The following is a 23,921-nucleotide window of genomic DNA, read 5'->3' as shown; positions in this document are numbered from 1 at the left end:
AACAATGTTAACAACTGCACTTAATCCTAACGCTTCTGCCATCGCACACTATCTCAACGAATATCAACGTGCAGAAAAAAGACTACCGGGTTATACGCATGAATCGCTAACATCGCTGCAAAAAACAGCGCTAGCACATTTTTCAAACTTAGGTTTTCCTACCCGAAAACACGCTGATTGGAAATACACGCCACTCACGTCCTTTTTACAAACACCTTTTTCAATAAACCCATACAACGATAATGAAGCACTATCAACCGTGCTTGAGGAAACTTCAAGCGCGTATCGCTTAGTGTTTCTGAATGGTCATTTTTCTCAATCATTATCGACCATCAGTGCACTACCCGATCAGTTCATCATCAGTGATTTAACAACACAGATTAAAAATAATCCTGAGCGTTTAGTTAATTACTGCCGAGCATCGCTGGAACAAACAAACAGCTTTATTCATTTAAATACCGCATTTATTCAGGATGGCGCTTACATTTATTTACCGGCTAATACAGCGTTAACTTCTTCTATTGAATTAATATTCATTAACAGTGGTGAACAGCAATTTATCCCCATCCGTAATCTGATCATTGCCGAAGAAAACAGCCGCGCGGTAATTATCGAAAAATATATATCACTACAAGAAAATGCTAACACTTATTTTTCAAATACTGTCACCGAATGCATTTTATCGACACAAAGCCATATTGAACATTACAAACTCATTGAAGAAAGTGAAACAAGCACGCATATCGGCAACCTATGTGTAACACAACAAGCCAACAGCCAATTTTTCTCTTATTCTATCGCCTTAAAAGGCGGTTTAGTGCGCAGCGATACACAGGTTAAACTTTGCCAAGCGCATGCACAATGCCACTTAAAAGGCCTTTACCAGGCTACAGCAAAGCAACATATCGCACATCACACCGTCATCGATCATATTAGCCCTTATACAAGCAGCAAAGAATTTTATAAAGGTATTGTGGCCGATAAATCAAGCGCGGCATTTAATGGTAAAGTGATTGTTCGACCACAGGCTATAAAAAGCACAGCTGAGCAACTTAACAAAAACTTACTGCTTTCACGCGATGCTGAAGTGAATACAAAACCTCAACTAGAGATTTTTGTCGATGATATTCAATGCACACACGGTGCCAGCATAGGTCAGCTCGATGAAAATGCGCTTTTTTATCTGCGTGCACGTGGTGTAAATGCCAGTGAAGCACGTCAGCTTTTAATTAAAGCCTTTATTCAAGACATTATTCAACAGATGCCCTTATTAAGGTCACACGCTTTATTGTCGCGTTCACTAAGCGACTTATTAGAGAGCCAACATAAAAAACCGTTTGATGTGCAAAAAATAAGACAAGACTTCCCTATTTTTCAAGAAAAAATTCAGGGCAAGCCCCTCGTTTATCTGGATAGTGCCGCCAGTATGCAAAAACCGCATTGCGTTATAGAACGAATGCGCGATTTTTACCGCCAAGAATACAGTAATGTGCATCGAGGTATACATCATTTAAGCGAACAAGCCACCGATGTGTTTGAAAAAAGTCGCGAAAAAGTTCAACAATTTATTAACGCGAAATATTTTTCTGAAATTATCCTTGTACGTGGCACCACCGAAGCAATTAACTTGGTAGCCCAAACCTATGGCCGCCAACAAATAAAGGCCGGCGATGAAATTATCATCACGCATATGGAACACCATGCAAATATCGTCCCTTGGCAATTATTATGCCAAGAAACCGGCGCACAGCTTAAAGTAATTCCTATTAATGATGCCGGTGAATTAATTTTAGAAGAATATAAAAAGTTACTCAGCAACAAAACAAAATTAGTGGCGCTTTGTCACATTTCAAATACCTTAGGCACGATCAATCCTATCAAAAAAATTATTGATTTAGCGCATGCGAATAACACACCGGTATTAATTGACGGCGCACAAGCCGTTGCACACCAAAAAGTGGATGTACAAGCCTTAGATTGTGATTTTTATTGCTTCTCAGGACACAAAATGTTTGCCCCTACCGGTATCGGTGTGCTGTATGGAAAACAACATTTATTAGAAGCGATGCCTCCCTATCAAGGCGGCGGTAGCATGATCACCAAAGTCAGCTTAGAAAAAAGCAATTATCGCGAACCTCCTTATAAATTTGAAGCCGGCACACCGCATATTGCCGGTGTCATCGGTTTAGGTGCAGCGATTGATTATCTGAATCAACTCGATTTCTCAGCGGCACAAGCGTATGAACAAGCATTACTCACGTATGCTACCGAGCAATTAACACAACTGCCAGGTATACGCTTGATTGGTACCGCACAAGAAAAAACCGCTATTTTAAATTTCGTTATTCACGATAATCAAGGCCAGCGCATTCATGGACATGATCTCAGTGACATTTTAAATTCCGAAGTCGGTGTTGCCGTTAGAGCCGGACAACATTGCACGATGCCTTTATTACAGCGCTTTAATGTCGATTCTACCGTGCGTGCTTCCTTAGCTTTCTATAATACCAAAGAAGAAATTGATAAATTAATACAAGGCTTAAAAATCGCACAAAGCATTTTTAATGCACCAAACACAACATCGGTTATTAGCCATGTCTGAGTTACGTGAATTATATCAAGAAATGATCCTCGATCATGGACGCCATCCACGTAATTGCCACGTCTTAGCAAATGCAAATCGGCAAGCCGAGGGATTTAATCAGCTTTGCGGTGATCGTTTAACGGTTTATTTAAACGTTGAAAATAATACCATTAAAGATATTAGTTTTACTGGTTCAGGTTGTGCTATTTCCATGGCATCGGCTTCGTTAATGTCAGAAACACTAAAAGGAAAAACAGAACAAGAAGCACAATTATTTTTTCAAAATTTTCATGAATTATTAACCCATGAAAAAGAACAAACGAATCCCATTGACGATTTTAACAAACTAACGATTTTCTCCGGTGTTAAAGCCTATCCAGCTCGAGTCAAATGTGCCACCTTAGCCTGGCATACTTTACACGCCGGATTGCAGCAACAAAAAAAAACCGTTTCTACGGAAAACTAAACAGCATGAACTTAGCAAAATATCCCCTATCAGAAAAAAACATTGCACAGTTAAAACTGGATATTATTGCAGCACTTCAGGGTATCTACGACCCAGAAATCCCGGTTAATATCTACGATTTAGGTTTAATTTATAATGTAGTGATCGATACTCAAGGATCGGTAAAGATTGAAATGACCTTAACCACGCCAGGCTGTCCGGTGGCACAAACATTTCCCGGTAATGTAGAAAACGTGGTTAGTCATGTACCCGGCGTGAGTGAAGCGGTTGTTGAGTTAGTTTGGGATCCACCCTGGACATCAGACAATATGACTGAAGCCGCGAAATTACAGTTGGGTATGTTATAAAAATCTATCGTCATTGCGAGTGCCGCAGGCATGAAACAATCCAGGGGAATATATGTAGCTGGATTGCCGCGCGCCTATGGCGCTCGCAATGACAATGAGCCACTAATACTATCCATCAGCAAGCCGGCTATATTTAACTTAAACTGTTCATCTAACTCACGAATGCCGGTAGGACTGGTAATATTAATTTCGGTTAAATAATCACCGATCACATCTAAACCTACAAAATACAAGCCTTTTTCTCTTAACGTAGGTCCCACTTGCTGACAAATCCAACGATCACGTTCGCTTAATTCAATCCCTATACCCTTGCCGCCGACAGCTAAATTAGCACGTGTTTCACCCTCTGCGGCGATGCGTGCTAAAGCATAAGGTACGGGCTCGCCATTGATCATTAAAATCCGTTTATCTCCTTGCGTAATTTCTGGAATATAACGCTGCGCCAGCGTATAACGCTGATTATTTGCGGTTAAGATTTCTAAGCTTACATTAATATTAGGATCATTTTCCCGTAATCGAAAAATAGAATAACCACCCATACCATCCAATGGTTTAATAATAATATCTTTATGTTCTGCTAAAAACTGTTTAACCGCCGCAACATGATGTGTCACTAAGCTCGGTGTACAGCATTGCGGAAAATGGCTAATAAATAATTTCTCATTAAAATCACGCAAACTTTGTGGTTTATTCACCACTAACACACCCTGCTGTTCGGCTTTATCTAACAGTTGTGTGGTATAGATATATTGCATATCTACCGGCGGATCTTTTCGCATCAAAATCACAGCCAGTTGATCTAAACCCTGTACGGTTTCTTTGCCAAATTCAAAGTAATTTTTAGCCGAATCCTTTACCACTAAACGACGCATTCTGGCACAGACTTTATCTTGCTGAAGAAAAAGATCGCTTTGCTCCATATAAAAAATAGGCCATTCTCGCTGCTGTGCCTCTAATAACATCGCAAACGTGGTATCTTTTTTAGGGTTGATGTGTGAAATAGGATCCATAATCACACCCAATGCAAACTTTTTCGTCATTTTAATTCCTTGCTTGCAAAACAGCCGCTTGTTCACGTGCCGCCGCCAATGCAGCCAAACGGGCTATCACACCATAGACGTAAAAACGATTGGCGCATTTGCCTTTTTGACTGGTCGTAACTTCGGGGATATTACAAGCTTTCACAAAAGGTAGTGGTTCAAATTGCATTCCCGGCGAATTCAGATTATCACTGACGCCACGACCCGTGTGCACACGATAAAAACCACCGATGACGTATTGTCCGAGCATATAAACGACAGGCTCAGCCACCGCATCATTCCAGGTTTCAAAGGTATAAACCCCTTCTTGTATAATCACTTTCTCGATAGGGCGATTACCTTTTGCCACCATCATATCACTGCGTTTTTTTCGATTTAAATTTTGAATTTCAGCCGGATCATGAATGGATAACACGCCCATTCCATACGTTCCTGAATCTGCTTTAATGACGACATACGGTTTTTCTTTAATATGATATTCATCGTATTTTTTTTGAATTTTAGTTAATAACTGTTGGCTTTGTTCTAGCATACAGTCTTCACCTTCGCGTTTCATAAAATCCACACCTTCACAACGCGTAAAAAAGGGACTAATCAACCAAGGATCTAACTGAATTAACTGCGATAACTCTTCGCATACCTGTTCATACGCTTTAAAGTGTTGCGATTTTAAACGCCTATGCCAACCTAATTCACTGGCAGGAAATATTTTTTGCTTAACACCCTTTTAGAATTTCAGGGACACCACTGGCTAAATCATTATTTAATAGCAGTAAACAAGGTAAAAAATCATTCACGCTGATTTGATCATCTACTCTTTTTATTTTTTCAAGTAAGAGAGTCCGACCTGAGGCTAATGAAATTTTCTTTTCTTCTCCAATATCTTCTAATAAAGAACCGATTCGCACTTCAAAACCCGCTTGAATTAATATGTCATGCAAAGCAACCAGATTTTTAAAATAATACTGATTTCGGGTATGGTTTTCAGGGATAATTAATAGTCGTAAACATCCAGGTAGTAATCGATCTAAGGTTTCCTGAGCCGCTTGAACCGCTAAAGGAATAAAATCTTCTTTTAAGTTATTAAATCCCGCAGGAAATAGATTCGTATCGACCGGTGCTAATTTAAACCCTGCATTACGCAGATCCACCGAAGAATAAAATGGTGGTGGTGTTTTACGCCATTGATCACGCAACCACGCTTCTATCGCTGACTGCGAACTTAATAACTGTTTTTCTAGCAAGTGTAGCGGATCTAAACAATGCGAAGCCAAACAGGGAATGTCGTCACTCTTATTCGATGGTTGATTCATTCATGTCCCCTTAGGTCAAATATACTCTTCGCACTTGAATTTTCGACTGCGTTCCCGCTCAGTTCGCAATCCGCATGTATGTTATATACACGGCGGTTGTTTCAATTTGTAACCTTATTGTATTCCATATACACTGCAGATACTTATTTTTGTGGCAACTTGCCGAAAATCCCCTTGCTGTGAGTATAATAATGTAATAGTGAATTTTTCTAGCTCATATCCTAGCTAAGCATCATAAAAAGCCCTAGATGCTGTTGCTGTATACATTATATTAAATCCGCTCAGGCTTCAAAAAGAAAAGCGAAAGCGCTATAGTAGTCTCAACCTCTTATTGTCTTCACTAGAATGACACTTTTCCAACGATTGACTCGTTTTTTACTTGGGAAACCTCGTAACCCCTTAAACCCAGATGCGCAACGGCATATTGCACTCGTCGCTTTTTTGGCCTGGGTAGGCTTAGGTGCGGACGGTCTCTCCTCTTCTTGTTACGGTCCTGAAGAAGCGTTTATTGCCTTAGGCCCCCATTATGGATCCTTAGCCCTTTATATTGCGATTGCAACCATCCTAACCGTCTTTATTATTGCTTTGGCCTACAATCAAGTCATTGCACTATTTCCCAGCGGTGGCGGTGGCTATAAAGTAGCCACACAATTGTTAGGTCCACATGCGGGATTGGTTTCAGGTGCAGCACTTATCGTTGACTACGTATTGACCATCACTATCTCCGTTGCCAGTGGCACCGATGCCTTGTTCAGCTTACTTCCTTCCGCCGTTTTAGATTATAAATTATTAACTGAAGCCGCCATTATTTTTTTACTGATTACGCTGAATCTACGTGGCATGAAAGAATCTATTAAAGTCTTGATGCCGATTTTTTTAGGCTTTGTCATTACACACTTCTTTTTAATTATTTATGGCGTTGTTTCGCATAAAAGCGGTTTGCCTGCCGTCGTTTCCGATACCGTTAACAATACCTTGAATTTATCGCATCAAGCCGGCTGGCTATTTGTCATTGCTTTATTATTACGCGCGTATTCATTAGGAAGCGGAACCTATACCGGGATTGAAGCCGTTTCAAACAATGTTAATCGATTAGCGGAGCCCCGCGTACAAACAGGAAAGTGGACCATGCTGTATATGGCACTTTCCTTAAGCTTCACCGCCGGTGGAATTATCCTGCTTTATCTGCTGTGGCATGCTCAGCCTGTCTACGGACAAACCTTAAATGCGGTTGTTTTTCATAAAATATTAGGCGATTCCAGTCTGGGTCACATCCTGCTGATGATCACTTTATTATTAGAAGCCGGTCTTTTATTAGTCGGTGCTAACACCGGGTTTTTAGCCGGGCCCAGTGTTTTAGCAAATATGTCGGTTGATAGTTGGCTACCGAATCGTTTTCGTCATCTTTCCAGTCGTTTAGTCACACAAAACGGTGTTATTGTGTTTGGTCTTGCCGCCTTACTCATTCTCTGGTTAAGCGGTGGGCGTGTTTCGTGGTTGGTCATCCTTTATAGTATGAATGTGTTTCTAACCTTTTCGCTGTCTCTATTAGGATTATGCGTCTATTGGGTAACACAGCGCAGTGCAGCGTCTCCGCGTTGGTTGGGGCGTTTATTCTTTTCGGCGTTTGCTTTTTTTGTCACCGTCAGCATCCTAATCGTCACCCTGATTTCTAAATTCACCTTTGGCGGTTGGGTAACGGTGGTCATTACCAGTCTTGTGATTGGCGTGTGTTTACTGATAAAAAAACATTACACGCATGTTAATAAAAAACTGCATGAAATTGATTTGCTCATGACCAGTGCGCCACTTAAAACACTGCAGGTGGTCACACCCCTACAACCTTCTGAAGCCACTGCCGTCATTATGGTCGGAAAACATCGCGGCATTGGTTTACATAATTTATTATGGATATTACGATCATTCCCAGAACATTTTAAAAATTTTATTTTTCTCAATGTAGGTATTGTCGATGTAGAAAGTTTCAGCGCTAAAAAAGAATTAACCGCCATGCAAGAATCATCTAACAAAATGCTCGATTATTTTGTCAATTATTGCCAGCAACAAGGCTTAGCTGCGAAAGGTCTGGTTGCTTTTGGCACGGATCCAACCGAAAAATTAACCCTATTATCTAAAAAAATTATGAAAGAATTTCCCAACTCTATCTTTTTTGCGAGTAAATTAATTTTTTCAAAAGATAATTGGATTACGCGTTTTTTACATAATGAAACCGCTGTTACCTTACAGCGTCGTTTACATTTACTCGGCGCACAGCTGGTTATTTTACCGATGAAAATAGATTAAGCATGAAACCCATTCCTGAAAAAACACTTGATACGATTCTAAATCAGCAAGATTCGCAAAGTATCTTGGGCTTTATACAAAAAAAAGTGCTACAGCTCAATCAACTGAACGATATATGGCAAAAAAGCTGGCCTGATTTAGCGCAGCATAGTCGCATTGCTAACTTCCGCGAAGGTTGTTTAGTGATAGAAGTGGATAATGCCGCTTGGGTAACACGTTTACGTTATCTCATTCCTGATCTAAGCAAAAAATTAGTCAAACACACCGCGCTGAATAGCTTAAAACACATTGAATGGTATATTCAACCGCATTCCCAAACAGTTTCTCCACGTAACCGGTTTGCGCTGGTTTTATCTGATCATAGTGCACAGCTACTGAAAAATACGGCGCTAACGATTAGAATGAAGCAATTACAAGAAGCCTTAATTCGATTATCAGAAAATAATTAATCGATAAATCAATTTCTAAGCGAAAAAATATACGTTTACTCAAGCTTATTCAGCGTAACAGAAATACCAATAAATCAACATAATATTTATATACAATAATGAATTATTGTTTTCAATTTCATTCATTTATTAAAAAATAAAATACGCTTAAAATAATATTTTACGTGGCTACACCACGTAGAGAAATTTTTGCCTCAGCTTCAGTAATACTACCCTCAGAAGGCTTAAGCTGAAAGGCGGTGCAGAATACACCTTGCTTAAATTGAGAAAATTTTAATTGATCAGTGTTATTAGGTAACTCTAGACTAGAAACCGACGACACTTCTTCAATAACGTCTAATTTCTGTTTCCTCACCCTGTCATGTTTGTTCACCCTGTCAATGGCTGCGATTAATTTTTCATATGTCATTTTAAGCCGTCTAGAGGCGGATACCTGATTAGAAATATAACCTGTCACTAAACCGAAACACGCAGCGACTACAGGTACTAGCATCATTAAGTAAAGTGCAGACACAAAGGAAATAGAGAAACTAGCCAATAATGCAATAGCTACAGGCGACCCTGATAGCATCCAGGCCATGGTATTCAGGATATAAAACTTATAAAAATACTTTTCATCATCAAATCGTAAATAATCGCTAAGCGATTTAGCAATCGCTTCAGCCATACACTTAGCTTCAGCGTTATTTTCATCCGTAAGAGAAATACGAGAAATCGATTGCAAAGCATGTAAAGCGCTTAGTAAGGTTGCTTTACCTTGATCCGATTGAGAATAAATTGGCAATGCCATTGAATAAATAGAAACTTTTAGAATTACTTTTACTTTTTTTATACCCGGACTAACTTTCTTAATTTGTATACCCGGAAGTACCACAAAAGAACGGACAACGGCATGCTTACCTCTATTACTCAAAATTACCCGGTCATAATAATAACCAAGATATTTTCTATAGGATTTGGGTAAAGTCACTATTTTTGATGGCATAAGCTTATCTTATTTAAAGGAGAAAAAATCCTGTTTTAAGCCTGTAAATTTATATTTTATTTTTCCTCATTATACTTAAAAAATATATCACAACATGATCAAATAATAAAAAAATAAATTATAGTGAAGTCATTATTTTGAGCAACAATCTAATCATTATTTTCTTCTGCCCAACCGGCTTTTACTTTAACCCACAAATTCAAATATACTTTTTTACCGAAACATTGTTCCATATCTAAACGCGCTTCTGTACCGACTTTTTTTAATAACTCACCTTTTTTTCCGATAATAATCGCTTTTTGACCAGGACGCTCAGTCAAAACAACCGCACTGATTTTGATAAGTTTTTTTTCTTCGTTAAATTCTTCAATAACAACCGTAAGCCAATAAGGAAGTTCTTTATATAAAGAACGCATCAATTTTTCACGAATAAATTCAGCCGCTAAAAAACGTTGATTACGATCGGTATATTGATCCGCCGGATAAACAAATTCAGCGAAAGGCAATTGCTCGGCAATAGTTTTTTCCAAGGCTGTTACGTTATCATCCTTTTGCGCAGACAGTGGAATAACCGCTAAAAATGACATTTTTTCATAACAAGACTTTAAAAAAGGCAATAAACGCGCTTTATCTTTAATCTTGTCGACTTTATTAACAATCAAAATAACCGGATGTTCTTGCTGTTTCAATCGTTGCAAAATAGCATCATCTTCAGCAGTCCATCGACCCGCCTCTATCACAAATCCAATCACATCGACTTTTGCTAAGGAATTAATCGCTTCGCGAACCATGGTTCGACTTAAACGGTGTTCGGTTTGTTGATGCAATCCAGGCGTATCAAGATAGATCCATTGTGTATTTTGCTGTGTTTTCACGCCTAAAATTTGCTGACGCGTGGTCTGAGGTTTTGCAGAGGTGATACTAAGTTTTTCACCTAAAATTTTATTCAGTAACGTAGATTTACCGACGTTAGGTCGCCCGATGATCGCAATGGTACCGCAACGCGTTTTACTCTTCGCACTAGAATTTTCGGCGGTGTTCCCACTCAATTCGCCATCCTCATGTATCATGTATACACTCCGTGGCTTCATTCTCGCGGCGCCTTGCCGAAAATCCCATTACTGTGAGTATCTTTAGATTATTTTTCATAATTTTTTTAAAGTTCAGAAGCGGATTCTAATTCCGCTAAAATTTTTTCCGCCGCTTTTTGTTCTGCACGTCGACGACTACTGTCTATGCCTATCGCTTTATTTGGCAATCCATTGACTTGGCACTCCACTTTAAATATCTGTTGATGTGCAGGCCCTTCTAACATTAACACGGTATAAAGAGGTAAAGGCAGCTTACGCGCCTGTAGATATTCTTGTAAGCGGGTTTTAGGATCTTTTAAATCAGGTAATGATTCTACATTTTCTAAGCGTGTTTCATACCAACGCAGAATACAGGTTTCACATGCTGCAAACCCACCATCCAAATAAATAGCACCCACGACAGCTTCCATACCATCGGCTAAAATGGATTTACGTTGCGCGCCACCGGTTTTTAATTCACCTGCCCCTAAGCGTAAATATTTTCCTAATTCAAATTCTTTTGCTAAATCCGTTAATGTTTCCCCACGAACCAGATTCGCACGTAAACGACTTAATTCGCCTTCCCGTGCACGAATATTTTGCCTAAATAAAGCCGCCGCAATCACAAAATTAAGTGCCGCATCCCCTAAATATTCTAGACGCTCGTTATTTTTATTACCGCGAAAACTACGATGGCTCAATGCGTCTTCCAATAATTCAGGATTTTTAAATTGATATCCTAAGTGTTTACATAGCGTGGCTACTTCTGATCTCACCATAACCTCTCTAACAATAAAAACATTGTTGCCAACAGCTTCATAAAAACCGCATAACCAAGTATTTTGTTTTAGTTCAAGGCGGGCAAGCTTTGAGAAGCGGAGTGTACATGCGAGTACATGAGCATTCAAAAAGCGCGCCCAACACAGAAATAAAACAAAAGACGAAGGTTAGGCGCTGATACGTGAACCGATACGCTGCCACCTCATCCTATTATGTTCGCTGTCCCAGCTAAGAAATATCCACATCGCTTTACCCACTAAATCTTTTTCAGGAACAAATCCCCAATAACGACTATCATAACTATTATCTCGATTATCGCCCATCATAAAGTAATTGCCTGCAGGCACTTTTACGGAAAAATCATCCGCGGGTTGATCGGGACGAAGATAAATAGGATGTTTTATACCTAATAAATTTTCTTCATTCAGTAATACTGGCCACCTTAGCTCACCTTTGTGATCATGATCGCTAGCTTTACCTAATAAGGTTTGCGATGCGGGGCAACCATTGATAGTTAAAATTTTATTTTTATAGCTAATGACATCACCCGGCAAACCGATAACACGCTTAATATAGTAGATCGATGTATCACGCGGCCATAAAAATACCACCACATCGCCACGCTTAGGTTCACCTACTGCAATCACTTTATGGCGCAATACGGGTAAACGTATGCCGTAAGCAAACTTGTTAGCGACAATAAAATCACCAATGAGTAAATCGGGTTTTTCTGAACCCGAAGGAATACGAAAAGGTTCTGCTAAAAAAGAACGCAAGAGTAATACCAATAACAACACCGGAAAAAAAGAACGTGAGTATTCAATGAGCTTAGAAGGGTGGGCAATATTTCTGCGTTTGCGTCGTGGCGCCCAGATTAATACATCCAGTAAAAATATCACACCGCTTATTATTACCACGGCACTTAATAAAAGCTCAAAATTCATAATAAAACTCTTTGGGTTGTTGATTATTTTTTATCGCGTTGTAAAACCGCTAAAAAAGCCTGTTGCGGAATATCCACCCGCCCTACTTTCTTCATACGTTTTTTACCGGCTTTTTGCTTCTCCAGTAATTTTTTCTTACGCGATACGTCACCACCATAACATTTGGCTAAGACATTTTTACGCAACGCTTTAACAGATTCTCTGGCAATAATATGGCCACCAATCGCCGCCTGTAACGCCACATCAAACATCTGTCGCGGAATAAGCTCTCGAAGCCGCTCGACTAATTGACGACCACGATACTGAACTTGGCTTCGATGCACCACGAGCGCTAGAGCATCGACTTTATCACCATTAATTAGAATGTCCAGCTTCACTAAGTCCGCTTCTTGGAAGCGAATAAAGTGATAATCCAGTGACGCATAGCCGCGACTTAAAGATTTTAAACGGTCAAAAAAATCGAGTACGACTTCACTCATCGGTAGCTCATAAGAGACCGATACTTGATTGCCTGTATAATGTAATTTAGTTTGTGTTCCTCGCCGTTCATTACAAAGCGTTATCACGGCGCCTAGATAGGTTTGTGGCACTAATATATTAGCTAGCACAATCGGCTCGCGCATGGTTTGAATCAGATTAGCCGCGGGTAAATCGGTTGGATTATCAATGCGTAAGGTTTCACCACGCGTATTAATCACTTCATAAACCACTGTAGGTGCTGTAGTAATTAAATCCAAATCATATTCACGCTCTAGACGCTCTTGCACAATCTCCATATGCAGCAAGCCAAGAAAGCCACAACGAAACCCAAAACCCAAGGCTTCTGAAGTTTCTGGTTCATAAAAGAGCGAAGAGTCATTTAAACTCAGTTTTTCCAATGCTTCGCGAAACTCACTAAAATCTTCAGCATTCACTGGAAATAAACCCGCAAACACTTGTGGATGAACGCGTTTAAATCCCGGTAATGCATGCGTAGCTGGTTTGGCGGTATGCGTCAGGGTATCGCCTACTGGCGCACCATGAATATCTTTGACGCCCGCTATAATAAAGCCCACTTCACCTGCACTAAGCTGTGTTTGTTCCTGACGCTTGGGTGTAAAAATGCCTAACTTATCAACGATATAAGAACGCCCAGTCGACATCACCTGAATTTTTTCACCGACCTTCAAACAACCATTTTTTATACGCACCAGCGATACCACGCCTAAATACGCATCAAACCAAGAATCAATAATCAATGCTTGCAAAGGTGCTGTTGGATCGCCTTCGGGTGGGGGTATGACCTGAATTAATCGCTCTAGTAATTCATCAACACCGAATCCTGTTTTTGCGCTCACTCTGACTGCATCGGATGCTGGAATACCAATGATATCTTCAATTTCGTGGATGACACGATCGGCATCTGCCTGCGGTAAATCGATTTTATTCAACACCGGCAGCACTTCTAAACCCTGCTCAAGCGCGGTATAACATACCGCAACCGTCTGTGCTTCCACACCTTGCGCCGCATCCACGACCAGCAATGCCCCTTCACAGGCTGCTAGTGAGCGCGATACTTCATAAGAGAAATCAACGTGGCCAGGTGTATCAATAAAGTTTAACTGGTAATTTTGACCATCCTTAGCCTGATAGGAAAGCGTCACACTTTGTGCTTTGATAGTAATCCCGCGTTCTCGTTCTAACTCCATAGAATCTAAGACCTGCGCGGACATTTCCCGCTCACTTAAACCACCACAGACCTGGATTAACCTATCCGATAAGGTAGATTTTCCATGGTCTATATGCGCGATAATAGAAAAATTACGAATTCGTTGCATCAAAAGTGCCGCCTGTTGTTAATGAGGCGGAGTATAACGTTTTTTAACTTATTTTTGTAAATGCTTTTGCAACCACTGTGTAATATCCCTCAGCTCTTCGGGAGAGATACTATGACCCATAGAAGAATAACGATTAAATTGCACCGGATAAGCGAGCTCCTTCAAGCAGTTATAGGAAAACTCACCTAAAGCTGGAAGGACAACCTCATCTGCATCACCATGCGCCATAAAGATAGGTGTTGTTTTGTTCGCAGGACTGGCTTCTTCTGCTAAAAAGCGATGTAAGGGTAAATAAGTCGATAACGCTAGCACGCCCGCTAAGGCATGGGGATAACGTAATGCTGTATATAAAGCCATCGCCCCACCCTGAGAGAATCCAGCCAACACAATACGCTTAGCAGGGATGCCGCGCTGGATTTCTTTTTCTACCAGCTCAAAAAGACTTTTAGCCGCTGCTCGAATTCCTTCCTCATCTTCCGTTGAATCAAAGGTTAAGCCATGGATATCATACCAGGCCCGCATCGGTGCTCCCCCATTCAAGGTGATAGGTCGCACTGGCGCATGCGGAAATACAAAACGAACGCCGGTTCCAATTGCAACCGCTTTAGCCATAGCAGCAGAATCATGCCCATCCGCACCCAACCCATGCAAGCAAATAATACTAGCTGAGGGCTTTGATAGCGGATTGACTTCTTCATAAGATAATGAGTTAGTATTTTCCATCTTCTTAAACCTCTTAAAATAAAAGTCTCTCACTTTATATATGAGTATATACTAGGAATTTCACAGTTTCCCATACCCAAAACCATGGAAATTTGCTATGCAAAAAAATAGTTTAAAGCTTGTCACTTTTTTAATTGTTCTTTCTTTGACCGCTTGCGGTCAAATGGGTCCGCTCTATTTACCCGATCAAAAACCACCGGTTTATGTGCCACGTCATCCTTCTAAAACTGTGCTTTAACAATGTCCTTACGCTATATCAACCAGCATTTACAATTAGAAAATATTCCAATCGCGCAGATTGTACAACAATATGGCACGCCCTGTTATATTTATTCCAAGACTGAATTAATCAAACAATGGCAAGCTTTTTCTGAATCACTCATGCCTTATCCGCATCAAATCTGCTATGCGGTTAAAGCCAATTCTAACCTGAGTATTTTATCCCTCTTAGCAAAACAAGGCGCTGGTTTTGATATTGTTTCGGGTGGAGAGTTGGCGCGTGTTCTCAAAGCCGGTGGTGACGCTAAAAAAAGTGTTTTTTCCGGTGTCGGTAAAAGCATTGACGAAATTACACAGGCCTTGGAAGCAGATATTGGCTGCTTTAATGTAGAATCACATGAGGAATTATTACGCATCGAAACTCAAGCAAAAGTATTAAACCGTATCGCACCTATCGCGTTACGCATTAATCCGGATATTAATGCCAATACCCATCCCTATATTACAACGGGCACCAAAGACAACAAATTTGGCATCAGCGAACACAATGCACTCGCTCTCTATTCATTAGCCGCACAATCAAAACATTTAAAAATTCAGGGCATTGCTTGTCATTTAGGTTCACAATTAAACACTCTGCAACCTTTTTTACAGGCGATCACGCGCCTTTTAATCCTAGTTGAACAGTTAAAAGAACAGCACATTAACTTGCAAACCATTAATATCGGTGGCGGCCTGGGTATTTCTTATAACCAGGAAACCGTTCCCACACCACAAGATTATTGCAAAGCCATGTTAGAAACGCTAACACAAAGCAAGTGTCATTTGCGTTTAGTAATAGAACCAGGACGCGCTTTAGTCGCTAAAGCCGGTATTCTCGTCACACGCGTTGAATACCTAAAACGCCATGCAGATAAACACTTTGCGATTGTGGATGCGGGAATGAATGATCTGCTACGCCCCGCGCTCTATCAAGCACAACAGACGATTAAAGAAGTAGACTTACACCCTGAGTTAAATGAAACTATTTATGATGTCGTAGGCCCCATCTGTGAAAGCAGTGATTTTTTAGGCAAAGATAAATTATTGCGTATTAAACCCGGTGATTATCTAGCGATTCTTGATAGTGGTGCCTATGGTTTTTCTATGAGTTCCAATTATAATTCTAGACCTAGAAGCGCCGAAGTGCTGGTTGATAACACTAAAATCAGCTTGATTCGTGCGCGTGAAACGATAGAACAACTATGGGCTAATGAGCATGTCTACCCGTCATTGCGAGTGCCGTAGGCACGAAGCAATCCAGGAGAATATGTAACTAGATTGCCGCGCGTCTTCCGTCATTGCGAGCGCGCAGTGCGTGGCAATCGCAATAACGATTTTTTTTAAAACTGTTAAATTAACGCCATGAAAATCACATTTAAAAAAATGCATTTACTTAACAATCATTTTATTGTTATCGATGGTGTCAATCAAACCTTTAAACCCAATACCAAATTAATACGCGAATGGGCGACACGTAGCGATATGGGGTTCGACCAATTATTGCTGATAGAAAAATCTCGCCACAAAGAAGCACACTTTTATTATCGTATTTTTAATGCCAATGGCAGCGAAGTAGGACAATGCGGCAATGGCGCACTGTGTGTAGCACAATTTCTAGCTAGCGAAAACTTATCAAAAGAAAACCATATTCGTCTTGCCACCCGAACCAGTTTTATAGAGTTACAATTAGCTAACGATCATCAAATCACCGCCAATCTGGGTACACCTATTTTCACGCCTGAAAAAATTCCCTTTACTGGTTTTTCCAGAGGTCCTATTCATACACTTGAAACACCGTTTGGATCTTTTGATGGTTGTATTCTCTCCTTAGGAAACCCACATTGTGTACTACAAGTTGATAATTTAGAAACAGCACCTGTCGCAGAACTCGGTGATTACCTCAATCAATCGCCACATCCTTATTTTCCACAAGGGATTAATGTGGAATTTATGAAAATAATCAATCCAAAACGCATTGATTTACGTGTTTACGAACGGGGTGTAGGCGAAACACAGGCGTGTGGCAGCGGCGCGTGCGCGGCTGTTATTGCGGGTCGTTTGCTAAACCGGCTTAAAAAGAAAGTAGATGTGCATTTGCCCGGCGGCCAACTTCAAGTGAACTGGCCAGGCAATGGCGCATCGGTACTATTAACGGGTAAAGGCGCAGCGATTTCTGAAGGCGAAATTGATTGTTCTTAAAAGATAAGCATTACTTATTTTAGTTGCGCACATTTATACCAAACCGCCGAGGTAATTCTTATTATGTGAATTAGTCTCTGAGGAGCAGCTATTCTCTAGAGAATAGCTAATCATTTTCTTGAAAAATTGTACGCTTGAATAAACTATTCCTGAGAGATTATTGGGATCCATGGTGAGTTTATTTTCTGTTTTCTCTGGTTTGTTTGTTTCTTCTATGGTGATTATCGTTACTTTGTTGGATTCTAATAAGCTTGAATAAATAGCCCTTAATTTATCAATTGTATTTTGTAATACAAGATGGGGGGATAAGCAAGCGATCATATTATCCATAAGCTGGTTTAGCTCAAGATTATCAATTTTCAAAGCCCTGGCTGTTTCATGAAAAATTTTTATGATGTCATTTATATCAGCTGCTGAAGCTTGATAGTCTTTATGACCTAGCTGTATAGCAGCACCAAAGTCGATGATATAAAGCTTTGGTAAAAGACCTGCTTCAAAATTCACGATAATGTTATCGAGCTTGAGGTCATTATGAAATATATTTTGCTTGTGTAAGTTTTGTAACGTTTCCAATAAACCAATTAGAAGTAAAAGCTTAGTTTTTTCAGGTAAATTTTCTATATCAGGACTATATAATAGTTTATCAAGTGTTTTTCCAGGTATTTTTCGCATAACAATATAACGTCTTTTTTTAATAGACGGCTTCATATGCAAGTAAGGAATATTTACGCCGATGTCGGTTTCATCCGGTTCGAACCTTGTTGGATTAAATAAGATTTTGAGGACACGTTGTTTAGCGCTTTTTATTATCTCGATACGACCTTGTTCATTGAGCTTAAGGGTTGCACTGATAGGATGAATTTGACCAAAATCACCACGCCCCAAACACTCATGAGTAAAGACTTCAAAACGATAACCAAGTCGTTTTATTTTGTTTGGATCTTTTTTAGTAGAATGGCGTTCTCTGCAAAGGATTGATGCATTTTCTAAAGTAATACGATTCCCTGTCTCATCGGTGATATCCAATGTAAGGCCGGATAGTGTATTACCAGGCTGCATGGAGACTAAACGTTTAGCCAGTACAGCAGAATCTATTGAGGGCATTATTTTATTCTTATTTTATATCAAAAAAATTGATTATAAAGACTATTTATTAAATAAAAATTAAATACAAAAAGGTCGCTTAATAGTTAACTCAGGGCAATCGGGCTATAACCCCTTTATATATAAGGGATAAGGCCTGAATCAGAATTCAAAGCCTAACTGGGTTTAATAATGATTTTTTCACTTTTGTTTGAAAATACCGAGAAAACATAGCTAAATTTCCCTGGATAGTTAATATTTATGCACGAAAACAGTGAAAAATATTAAAAGTTCTGAAAATTATGGGGATTTACCCGTGTAATGGTATGGAATTCACAATGTGATATGATATTGACTTAACTTGTCATAAAATAAGAAGAGGGTATACCAATGGCAGAGATACGTGATGTTTCCCCTACTAAAAGAGATGGAACTACGCTTCACGGAAAGTACGGATTATAATTTTAGTGTTATTGAAACGTTCTCTGAAGCGCTCAAAAATAATTCCGCTTTAACTAACCTTGATCTTTATATTCAATTTCCCCCTTCCTCTAACGATTTTGATAATACCCATCTTATTAGCTTGATTACTGCAGCTTTTAAAAAAATAACGCGTTAACTACCCTTAAATTTAATAGTTTTCCTTCGCCAACCGATGCTATAGTTAAAGCATTTAGTACAATGCTAAAAGAAAATACTAAATTAATTTCTTTTAAACTGGGTGGCCTTTATAAAGATCAAAAGGAGATTAATCAATCGATTATCGCTATTATGGAAGTGCTGGAAAAGAATAATAGTTTAATTTCTATCGATCTTAATCTTCATTACCTTTCTAAGGCCACTCGAATTAATAGTTCGGGCGCACAAGCTGTTGCTAAAATGCTTAAAAAAAAATAGCACATTAACCTCAATTAGATTTAATACTAAAATAATAACCAACGATACATTAATCGAAATTGCGAATGCACTTGAAAACAATACCACTTTATTCTCGATTGATGATCGATTTACCGATCTTTCTCCTCAAATAAAGGCAGCCATACATCGTAATAAAAAAATCAACGAGCTAACTAACTCTGCGTTAGCATCACTACATACTATTCTTTATCTTAATGAATGTCCTAGTGTGCTAGCGAAAATTCCAAAAGCCAGCTTAATAATTAATAAAAAAATTCATAGAGATGAAGAATTAAATCAATTTATTGAATCAATATCTAAAATTAAAGCCTCTACAGTGAAACGTTAGCGCAAGAATCTTCTCAGCTCGCTAAAAATAAAGCAATCGCATTGATGGAGATTGTTCAGACATACCAAGCTCATAGCCAAGCCAAAGAACCATTAAGCAAAACCCTAGATGCGGTTAAACGTGTTGTTGAAAAAAACAAAAAAATCTTGTGTATGCATAGACCTTACTCTTTTGTCAGTAAACTCTTTAATGTGGATGAGACTTTGTCTATTGCCGATAGCCTCTTTCCTTTGCCTGAGTTTATTAGGTCAATATTAAAAAGGATATTAGAAGTAATATCAGAAAATCGTGTTATTAGTTATGAACTAGTAACCAATGCAGAAAACCGCATAGAAACCTTACCAACTAATCTTACAACGTGTGATAGAGTAAGAAGCATCGCTAAGCCATAAATCTATCCTTTAAGCAGGCCCTAACATTTTTTTAGGGTCTACCACCTCATCAAACTTCTCTGCGCTTAAATAACCTAATGTTACACACGCTTCGCGTAAACTAGTGCCCTCTGCTAATGCTTTCTTGGCAATCTTAGCCGCTTTGTCATAGCCGATAACGGGGTTTAATGCGGTCACCAACATTAAGGAATTATCTAAAAAGCTTTTAATTCTCGCTTCATTCGCCTTTAATCCCTTAACGCAATGCTGATTAAATAAACGGCAAGCGTCACTTAATAAATCAATCGAATGCAAGAAATTATGAATCATGAGCGGTTTAAACACGTTTAACTCGAAGTTTCCTTGGCTACCGGCCACGGTAATCGTTGCATCGTTCCCCATCACTTGCACGCAAACCATAGTCATTGCTTCGCATTGGGTAGGATTCACTTTGCCCGGCATGATCGAAGAACCGGGTTCATTTTCCGGCAAAATTAACTCACCTAAACCACAACGTGGTCCTGAACCTAACCAACGAATATCATTTGCTATTTTCATTAACGCGCACGCCAAGGTTTTTAATGCGCCGCTCGCAAATACTAAAGCATCGTGAGACGCTAACGCGGCAAATTTATTCTTGGCCGAAATAAACGGTAATCCGGTTTCTTTAACAATATGCTCTACCGTAAGTTCGGCAAATTTTGGATGGGTATTAAGTCCGGTACCCACGGCTGTGCCACCAATCGCTAAGGAATAAAGTCCCGGCAATGAAAGCTCAATGGCTTGTCTTGCGACCTCTAATTGATCCACATACGCTGAAAATTCTTGGCCTAAGGTTAAAGGCACCGCATCTTGCAAATGCGTACGACCTATTTTAATGATGTCCTTAAATTCTTTAGCTTTTTCTATCAATCCCTCATGCAACGCTATTAACGCGGGCGATAATTTTTTTACTACCGCTAGTGCCGCTGCGATATACATCGCCGTAGGAAAGGTATCATTGGATGATTGTGATTTATTGACATCGTCATTGGGATGAATAGGATCTTTACTGCCACGCTTACCACCGGCTAACTCAATCGCACGATTAGCGATAACTTCATTCACATTCATGTTACTTTGCGTACCACTCCCGGTTTGCCACACATGTAGCGGAAATTCGCTATCATGCTGACCCGATTTCACTTCTTGCGCCGCTTGTATGATTAATTTAGCTTTTTCGTCAGACAATAACTTTAAGGCATTATTCGCTTTAGCGGTCGCTTCTTTCAGAATGCCAAACGCATGAATAACCGCCAACGGCATTTTATCATTGCCAATGGCAAAATGATGCAAACTACGCTGTGTTTGCGCGCCCCAATAATGATCGGCAGGGACTTCGATAAAACCCATACTATCTTTTTCACGTCGCATTCCTGGAGTTGTTGACATAAAACACCTATTAACGTGGACCAGCTAACATTTTTCAGCGCTATTGTATGCTATTTGCTCGTCACTTTAAATAACTACCCAAGGATCATCACCCTGGCGAAAGCCAGGGTCCATAGTTATTAAAATAAGGGTAATTTAAAGGCTGCACCTGCTTGCTCTTTTACTAAACGAGGTACTAAATAGCCGGATAATTTTTCTCGCATACCCTTCACTAAAGATTTAGCGTGTTTTTCATTCACTTCAAAATGAGCCGCGCCTTGGACTTTATCTAATAAATTCAAATAATAAGGTAAAACACCAAGCGCAAATAATCGTTGGCTCAATTCAATCAAGGTTTGCACCGAATCATTTACCCCGCGTAATAAAACCGATTGATTGAGCACAACGATCTTTTTTTGTCGTAAGTAATCAATTGCTATAGCCACTGAATCATCCAATTCATTCGCATGATTACAATGAATCACCATGATGGCTTGCAAATGTGTGGCGGTCAGAATAGTTGCGAAATCCGCTGTTATTCGCTGAGGTAATACAATCGGCAGACGTGAATGGATACGTAAGGTTTTTAAATGCGCAATCGCTGCCAAATCATGTATGCATTTTTCTAAATATTTATCATTGGCTAATAACGGATCACCGCCACTAAAAATAACTTCATAAATACTGGGATCAGCGGCGATATAATCCAAAATAGCCGCCCAGCTTTTTCCGCCTGAAATATTCTCCTGATAAGGAAAATGACGTCTAAAACAATAGCGACAATTAATCGCACAAGCACCGGCTACTAGAATTAATACTCTACCGTTATATTTATGCAATAACCCGGGAATAGGATTCGTCGATGTTTCATTCAATGGATCCGGACTAAAACCCGGCACTATAGTTTCCTCTTCCACTAAAGGCAGGATTTGTCTTAGCAAGGGATCATCCGGATTCCCTTTCTGCATACGTGAAACAAAACCCCTAGGCACACGCAAAGGAAATAATTTCGCACTCCGCTCTGCAGCGCTTAATAAGCTGGAATTTAAGCCTAATACGTCTAGCAATTCTGCTGGACTGGTAATAACGTCTTTAAGGGCGGACTGCCAATTTTGTTGCATAAGTTGATAATGATGCGTTTTTAAGGACTCTAAAGCTAAGCAACTCCCTCGGCTTAACTGATTTTTTATTTTTAGGTTCGCATCATGACCAATGCAGGTCTGTTTATCAATAGCCCATTATTCTGCAACTCAAGGTCTAGGCCTCCATTCATCGAGTGTTGCATCAACCGTTGCTTGAATATCTTCATCATTTAAATTGGCAGCGCTATTGAGCAGACGATTTCCTTGCGGTGTTTGTACCAGAAAACGCGCATAGTGTGATAGGGCCCTTTTCTCTAGCTTCTTGAAACTCCCCTCAGCGATAGGTGGCGCAATAGAGCCTAGAGGTACAAATAAATGATTTCTAACGTTATAATTATCATTAAGCTTTAAATGAATTAATTCTCGTAGACGTTGTACACCGTCTATTTTGGGAGAGGCTAATTTATATCTAGAGTTCGGCAATGACTTGAGCACTTCCAGTAAAATGGCTACTGCACTAGTAGAACATTCAGGCTGATCTTCAATATATATTTCTGTGTCAGTCGGATTATGGCTGCGGTAAACACCCCTTTGTATGTGAGTCATGAAAGAAGCAAGGCATTCTTTCAGTTGTACCGATTGCTCTTCAGTGGCTTCTTCTTCCAGAGCCATCCATACCAGATATAAAGTCCATAGTGGTCTAGGCGCACTCGCTACATCCAAAGCAACCGTTAAATAATTACCGCTAAAATTTTCTTTAAACTGTCTATAACAATTCTCTGCCGCCTTAGCAAATTTTATTTCTTCTGGCGTTACCGCATTTTTTATCCTCATTTGTAAAAATTCATTAATCTTTTGCTCTACATTGTTAGCTTGCTGCCATAATCTATTTTCATAGCTATCCCTAAGCGCAGTATAGACCGCATTTATGTCGCGTGTTGAATCAGAATTATGTGGGCTTTCGTGAAAGGATTCATAACTTTTGAAAAATTCGTAGGGAAGAGATAATGCGATAATTTTTCGTATTAAATAACCAAACAGTGGTCCTTCATAATGATTAATAATCTCTTCGGAGAGAAGGTCAGTTGAAAGGAAAAAGTCAGCATTAGTCCAGATTTCATAATGAAAAAAATTCTTTATGCGTACCGTCAACGTGCTCACAAGCGCCGCTAAACCCATCGCCCAACCATTGGAAAACGTTTGTAACCCCATCACGAGTAAAAATAATATTTTAAGTGGCAACCTCATTAACTCTAAAAACGCATCCATAGGACGGCGTTGTAGCAATCTATCTAAGAAAAGCAACGGCACACATACCATTGCCAACATAAAAAATGGTGTAAAAACAAGTAAACGTAGTAATGCCCCGAGAAATTTATTAAAAAAACGAATCATACATCCTCCCTATTTCGCATAGGATTATACTCGTTATCACCGCTAGAACCAT

General features: G+C 39.6%; 23 protein-coding genes and 2 pseudogenes. 13 read left to right on the top strand and 12 right to left on the bottom strand.

The window, feature by feature from the left end; all coding sequences use genetic code 11:
• Positions 1 to 4: 4 nt before the first annotated feature.
• The 4 genes and pseudogenes from sufD to DMP02_RS02880 all read left to right on the top strand — a co-directional run.
• Positions 5 to 1,255: pseudogene (gene sufD / locus DMP02_RS07345) on the top strand (Fe-S cluster assembly protein SufD); the annotation flags it as partial.
• An 87-nt stretch (positions 1,256 to 1,342) separates the two neighbouring features.
• Positions 1,343 to 2,602 (top strand): cysteine desulfurase, encoded by a 1,260-nt coding sequence (locus DMP02_RS07340; protein ID WP_232019650.1) that lies wholly within the window; start codon positions 1,343 to 1,345, stop codon positions 2,600 to 2,602.
• Positions 2,565 to 3,050, top strand: a complete 486-nt coding sequence (sufU, locus tag DMP02_RS02885) for a Fe-S cluster assembly sulfur transfer protein SufU (protein ID WP_408608706.1) — start codon at positions 2,565 to 2,567, stop codon at positions 3,048 to 3,050. Before DMP02_RS07340 ends, sufU begins: the two co-directional genes overlap by 38 nt.
• Before the next feature lie 5 nt (positions 3,051 to 3,055).
• Positions 3,056 to 3,397: an SUF system Fe-S cluster assembly protein gene (locus DMP02_RS02880; protein ID WP_126322583.1), complete on the top strand. Its 342-nt coding sequence runs from the start codon at positions 3,056 to 3,058 to the stop codon at positions 3,395 to 3,397.
• Between the two features lie 74 nt (positions 3,398 to 3,471).
• On the opposite strand, the gene gshB is transcribed toward DMP02_RS02880, so the two are convergent.
• Positions 3,472 to 4,437 carry a glutathione synthase gene (gshB, locus tag DMP02_RS02875; protein ID WP_126322582.1) on the bottom strand — a complete coding sequence of 322 codons (966 nt, stop codon included), beginning with the start codon at positions 4,435 to 4,437 and terminating at the stop codon, positions 3,472 to 3,474.
• Between the two features lies 1 nt (position 4,438).
• Positions 4,439 to 5,750: pseudogene (gshA, locus tag DMP02_RS02870) on the bottom strand (glutamate--cysteine ligase).
• A gap of 345 nt (positions 5,751 to 6,095) precedes the next feature.
• Here gshA and DMP02_RS02865 point away from each other — a divergent pair.
• Both DMP02_RS02865 and DMP02_RS02860 read left to right on the top strand, forming a co-directional pair.
• Positions 6,096 to 8,054: an APC family permease gene (locus DMP02_RS02865; RefSeq protein WP_126322581.1), complete on the top strand. Its 1,959-nt coding sequence runs from the start codon at positions 6,096 to 6,098 to the stop codon at positions 8,052 to 8,054.
• A 2-nt stretch (positions 8,055 to 8,056) separates the two neighbouring features.
• Positions 8,057 to 8,503 (top strand): DUF721 domain-containing protein, encoded by a 447-nt coding sequence (locus tag DMP02_RS02860; RefSeq protein WP_126322580.1) that lies wholly within the window; start codon positions 8,057 to 8,059, stop codon positions 8,501 to 8,503.
• 160 nt (positions 8,504 to 8,663) lie between these two features.
• On the opposite strand, the gene DMP02_RS02855 is transcribed toward DMP02_RS02860, so the two are convergent.
• The 6 genes from DMP02_RS02855 to DMP02_RS02830 form a co-directional block, all read right to left on the bottom strand.
• Entirely contained in the window at positions 8,664 to 9,488 is an 825-nt protein-coding gene (locus DMP02_RS02855) for a hypothetical protein (protein WP_126322579.1), read from the bottom strand.
• Between the two features lie 149 nt (positions 9,489 to 9,637).
• Entirely contained in the window at positions 9,638 to 10,558 is a 921-nt protein-coding gene (gene era, locus DMP02_RS02850; protein ID WP_126322578.1) for a GTPase Era, read from the bottom strand.
• An 86-nt stretch (positions 10,559 to 10,644) separates the two neighbouring features.
• Positions 10,645 to 11,337 (bottom strand): ribonuclease III, encoded by a 693-nt coding sequence (rnc, locus tag DMP02_RS02845; RefSeq protein ID WP_126322577.1) that lies wholly within the window; start codon positions 11,335 to 11,337, stop codon positions 10,645 to 10,647.
• Between the two features lie 168 nt (positions 11,338 to 11,505).
• A complete protein-coding gene (gene lepB, locus DMP02_RS02840; RefSeq protein ID WP_126322576.1) occupies positions 11,506 to 12,282 on the bottom strand; it encodes a signal peptidase I in 777 nt (258 codons plus the stop codon).
• Between the two features lie 23 nt (positions 12,283 to 12,305).
• A complete protein-coding gene (gene lepA, locus DMP02_RS02835; RefSeq protein ID WP_126323488.1) occupies positions 12,306 to 14,099 on the bottom strand; it encodes a translation elongation factor 4 in 1,794 nt (597 codons plus the stop codon).
• Between the two features lie 48 nt (positions 14,100 to 14,147).
• Positions 14,148 to 14,822, bottom strand: coding sequence for an alpha/beta fold hydrolase (locus tag DMP02_RS02830; RefSeq protein ID WP_126322575.1), 675 nt, complete (start codon positions 14,820 to 14,822; stop codon positions 14,148 to 14,150).
• Between the two features lie 97 nt (positions 14,823 to 14,919).
• On the opposite strand from DMP02_RS02830, the gene lptM reads away from it, so the two are divergent.
• The 3 genes from lptM to dapF all read left to right on the top strand — a co-directional run bounded on the left by lptM (position 14,920) and on the right by dapF (position 17,282).
• Positions 14,920 to 15,060 carry an LPS translocon maturation chaperone LptM gene (lptM, locus tag DMP02_RS02825; RefSeq protein ID WP_126322574.1) on the top strand — a complete coding sequence of 47 codons (141 nt, stop codon included), beginning with the start codon at positions 14,920 to 14,922 and terminating at the stop codon, positions 15,058 to 15,060.
• Positions 15,061 to 15,062: 2 nt separating this feature from the next.
• The gene (gene lysA, locus DMP02_RS02820; protein WP_126322573.1) at positions 15,063 to 16,328 is read left to right on the top strand and encodes a diaminopimelate decarboxylase; all 1,266 of its coding nucleotides are present in this window, start codon (positions 15,063 to 15,065) and stop codon (positions 16,326 to 16,328) included.
• Positions 16,329 to 16,445: 117 nt separating this feature from the next.
• Positions 16,446 to 17,282, top strand: a complete 837-nt coding sequence (dapF, locus tag DMP02_RS02815; RefSeq protein ID WP_126322572.1) for a diaminopimelate epimerase — start codon at positions 16,446 to 16,448, stop codon at positions 17,280 to 17,282.
• Positions 17,283 to 17,315: 33 nt separating this feature from the next.
• Here the strand turns inward: dapF and DMP02_RS02810 are convergent, their stop codons facing one another.
• Positions 17,316 to 18,386, bottom strand: a complete 1,071-nt coding sequence (locus DMP02_RS02810; protein ID WP_126322571.1) for a protein kinase domain-containing protein — start codon at positions 18,384 to 18,386, stop codon at positions 17,316 to 17,318.
• A 385-nt stretch (positions 18,387 to 18,771) separates the two neighbouring features.
• Between DMP02_RS02810 and DMP02_RS02805 the strand changes: the two genes are divergently transcribed.
• The 4 genes from DMP02_RS02805 to DMP02_RS02790 all read left to right on the top strand — a co-directional run bounded on the left by DMP02_RS02805 (position 18,772) and on the right by DMP02_RS02790 (position 20,003).
• Entirely contained in the window at positions 18,772 to 18,984 is a 213-nt protein-coding gene (locus DMP02_RS02805) for a hypothetical protein (RefSeq protein WP_126322570.1), read from the top strand.
• Positions 18,985 to 19,046: 62 nt separating this feature from the next.
• On the top strand, positions 19,047 to 19,262 hold the full coding sequence (locus DMP02_RS02800; protein WP_126322569.1) for a hypothetical protein: 216 nt from the start codon (positions 19,047 to 19,049) through the stop codon (positions 19,260 to 19,262).
• Positions 19,237 to 19,611: a hypothetical protein gene (locus DMP02_RS02795; RefSeq protein ID WP_126322568.1), complete on the top strand. Its 375-nt coding sequence runs from the start codon at positions 19,237 to 19,239 to the stop codon at positions 19,609 to 19,611. The genes DMP02_RS02800 and DMP02_RS02795 overlap by 26 nt, the downstream gene beginning before the upstream one ends.
• Before the next feature lie 41 nt (positions 19,612 to 19,652).
• Positions 19,653 to 20,003, top strand: coding sequence for a hypothetical protein (locus DMP02_RS02790; protein WP_126322567.1), 351 nt, complete (start codon positions 19,653 to 19,655; stop codon positions 20,001 to 20,003).
• 9 nt (positions 20,004 to 20,012) lie between these two features.
• On the opposite strand, the gene fumC is transcribed toward DMP02_RS02790, so the two are convergent.
• The 3 genes from fumC to DMP02_RS02775 form a co-directional block, all read right to left on the bottom strand.
• Complete coding sequence (fumC, locus tag DMP02_RS02785) at positions 20,013 to 21,395, bottom strand: class II fumarate hydratase (RefSeq protein ID WP_408608710.1); 1,383 nt, start codon at positions 21,393 to 21,395, stop codon at positions 20,013 to 20,015.
• A 137-nt stretch (positions 21,396 to 21,532) separates the two neighbouring features.
• Positions 21,533 to 22,513, bottom strand: a complete 981-nt coding sequence (epmB, locus tag DMP02_RS02780; RefSeq protein ID WP_126322565.1) for an EF-P beta-lysylation protein EpmB — start codon at positions 22,511 to 22,513, stop codon at positions 21,533 to 21,535.
• 129 nt (positions 22,514 to 22,642) lie between these two features.
• Positions 22,643 to 23,869, bottom strand: coding sequence for a hypothetical protein (locus DMP02_RS02775; protein WP_126322564.1), 1,227 nt, complete (start codon positions 23,867 to 23,869; stop codon positions 22,643 to 22,645).
• Positions 23,870 to 23,921 lie beyond the last annotated feature (52 nt).

Source organism: Candidatus Rickettsiella viridis (assembly GCF_003966755.1).
GTDB lineage: Bacteria > Pseudomonadota > Gammaproteobacteria > Diplorickettsiales > Diplorickettsiaceae > Rickettsiella_B > Rickettsiella_B viridis.
This window is presented reverse-complemented; position numbering and strand designations above follow the sequence as displayed.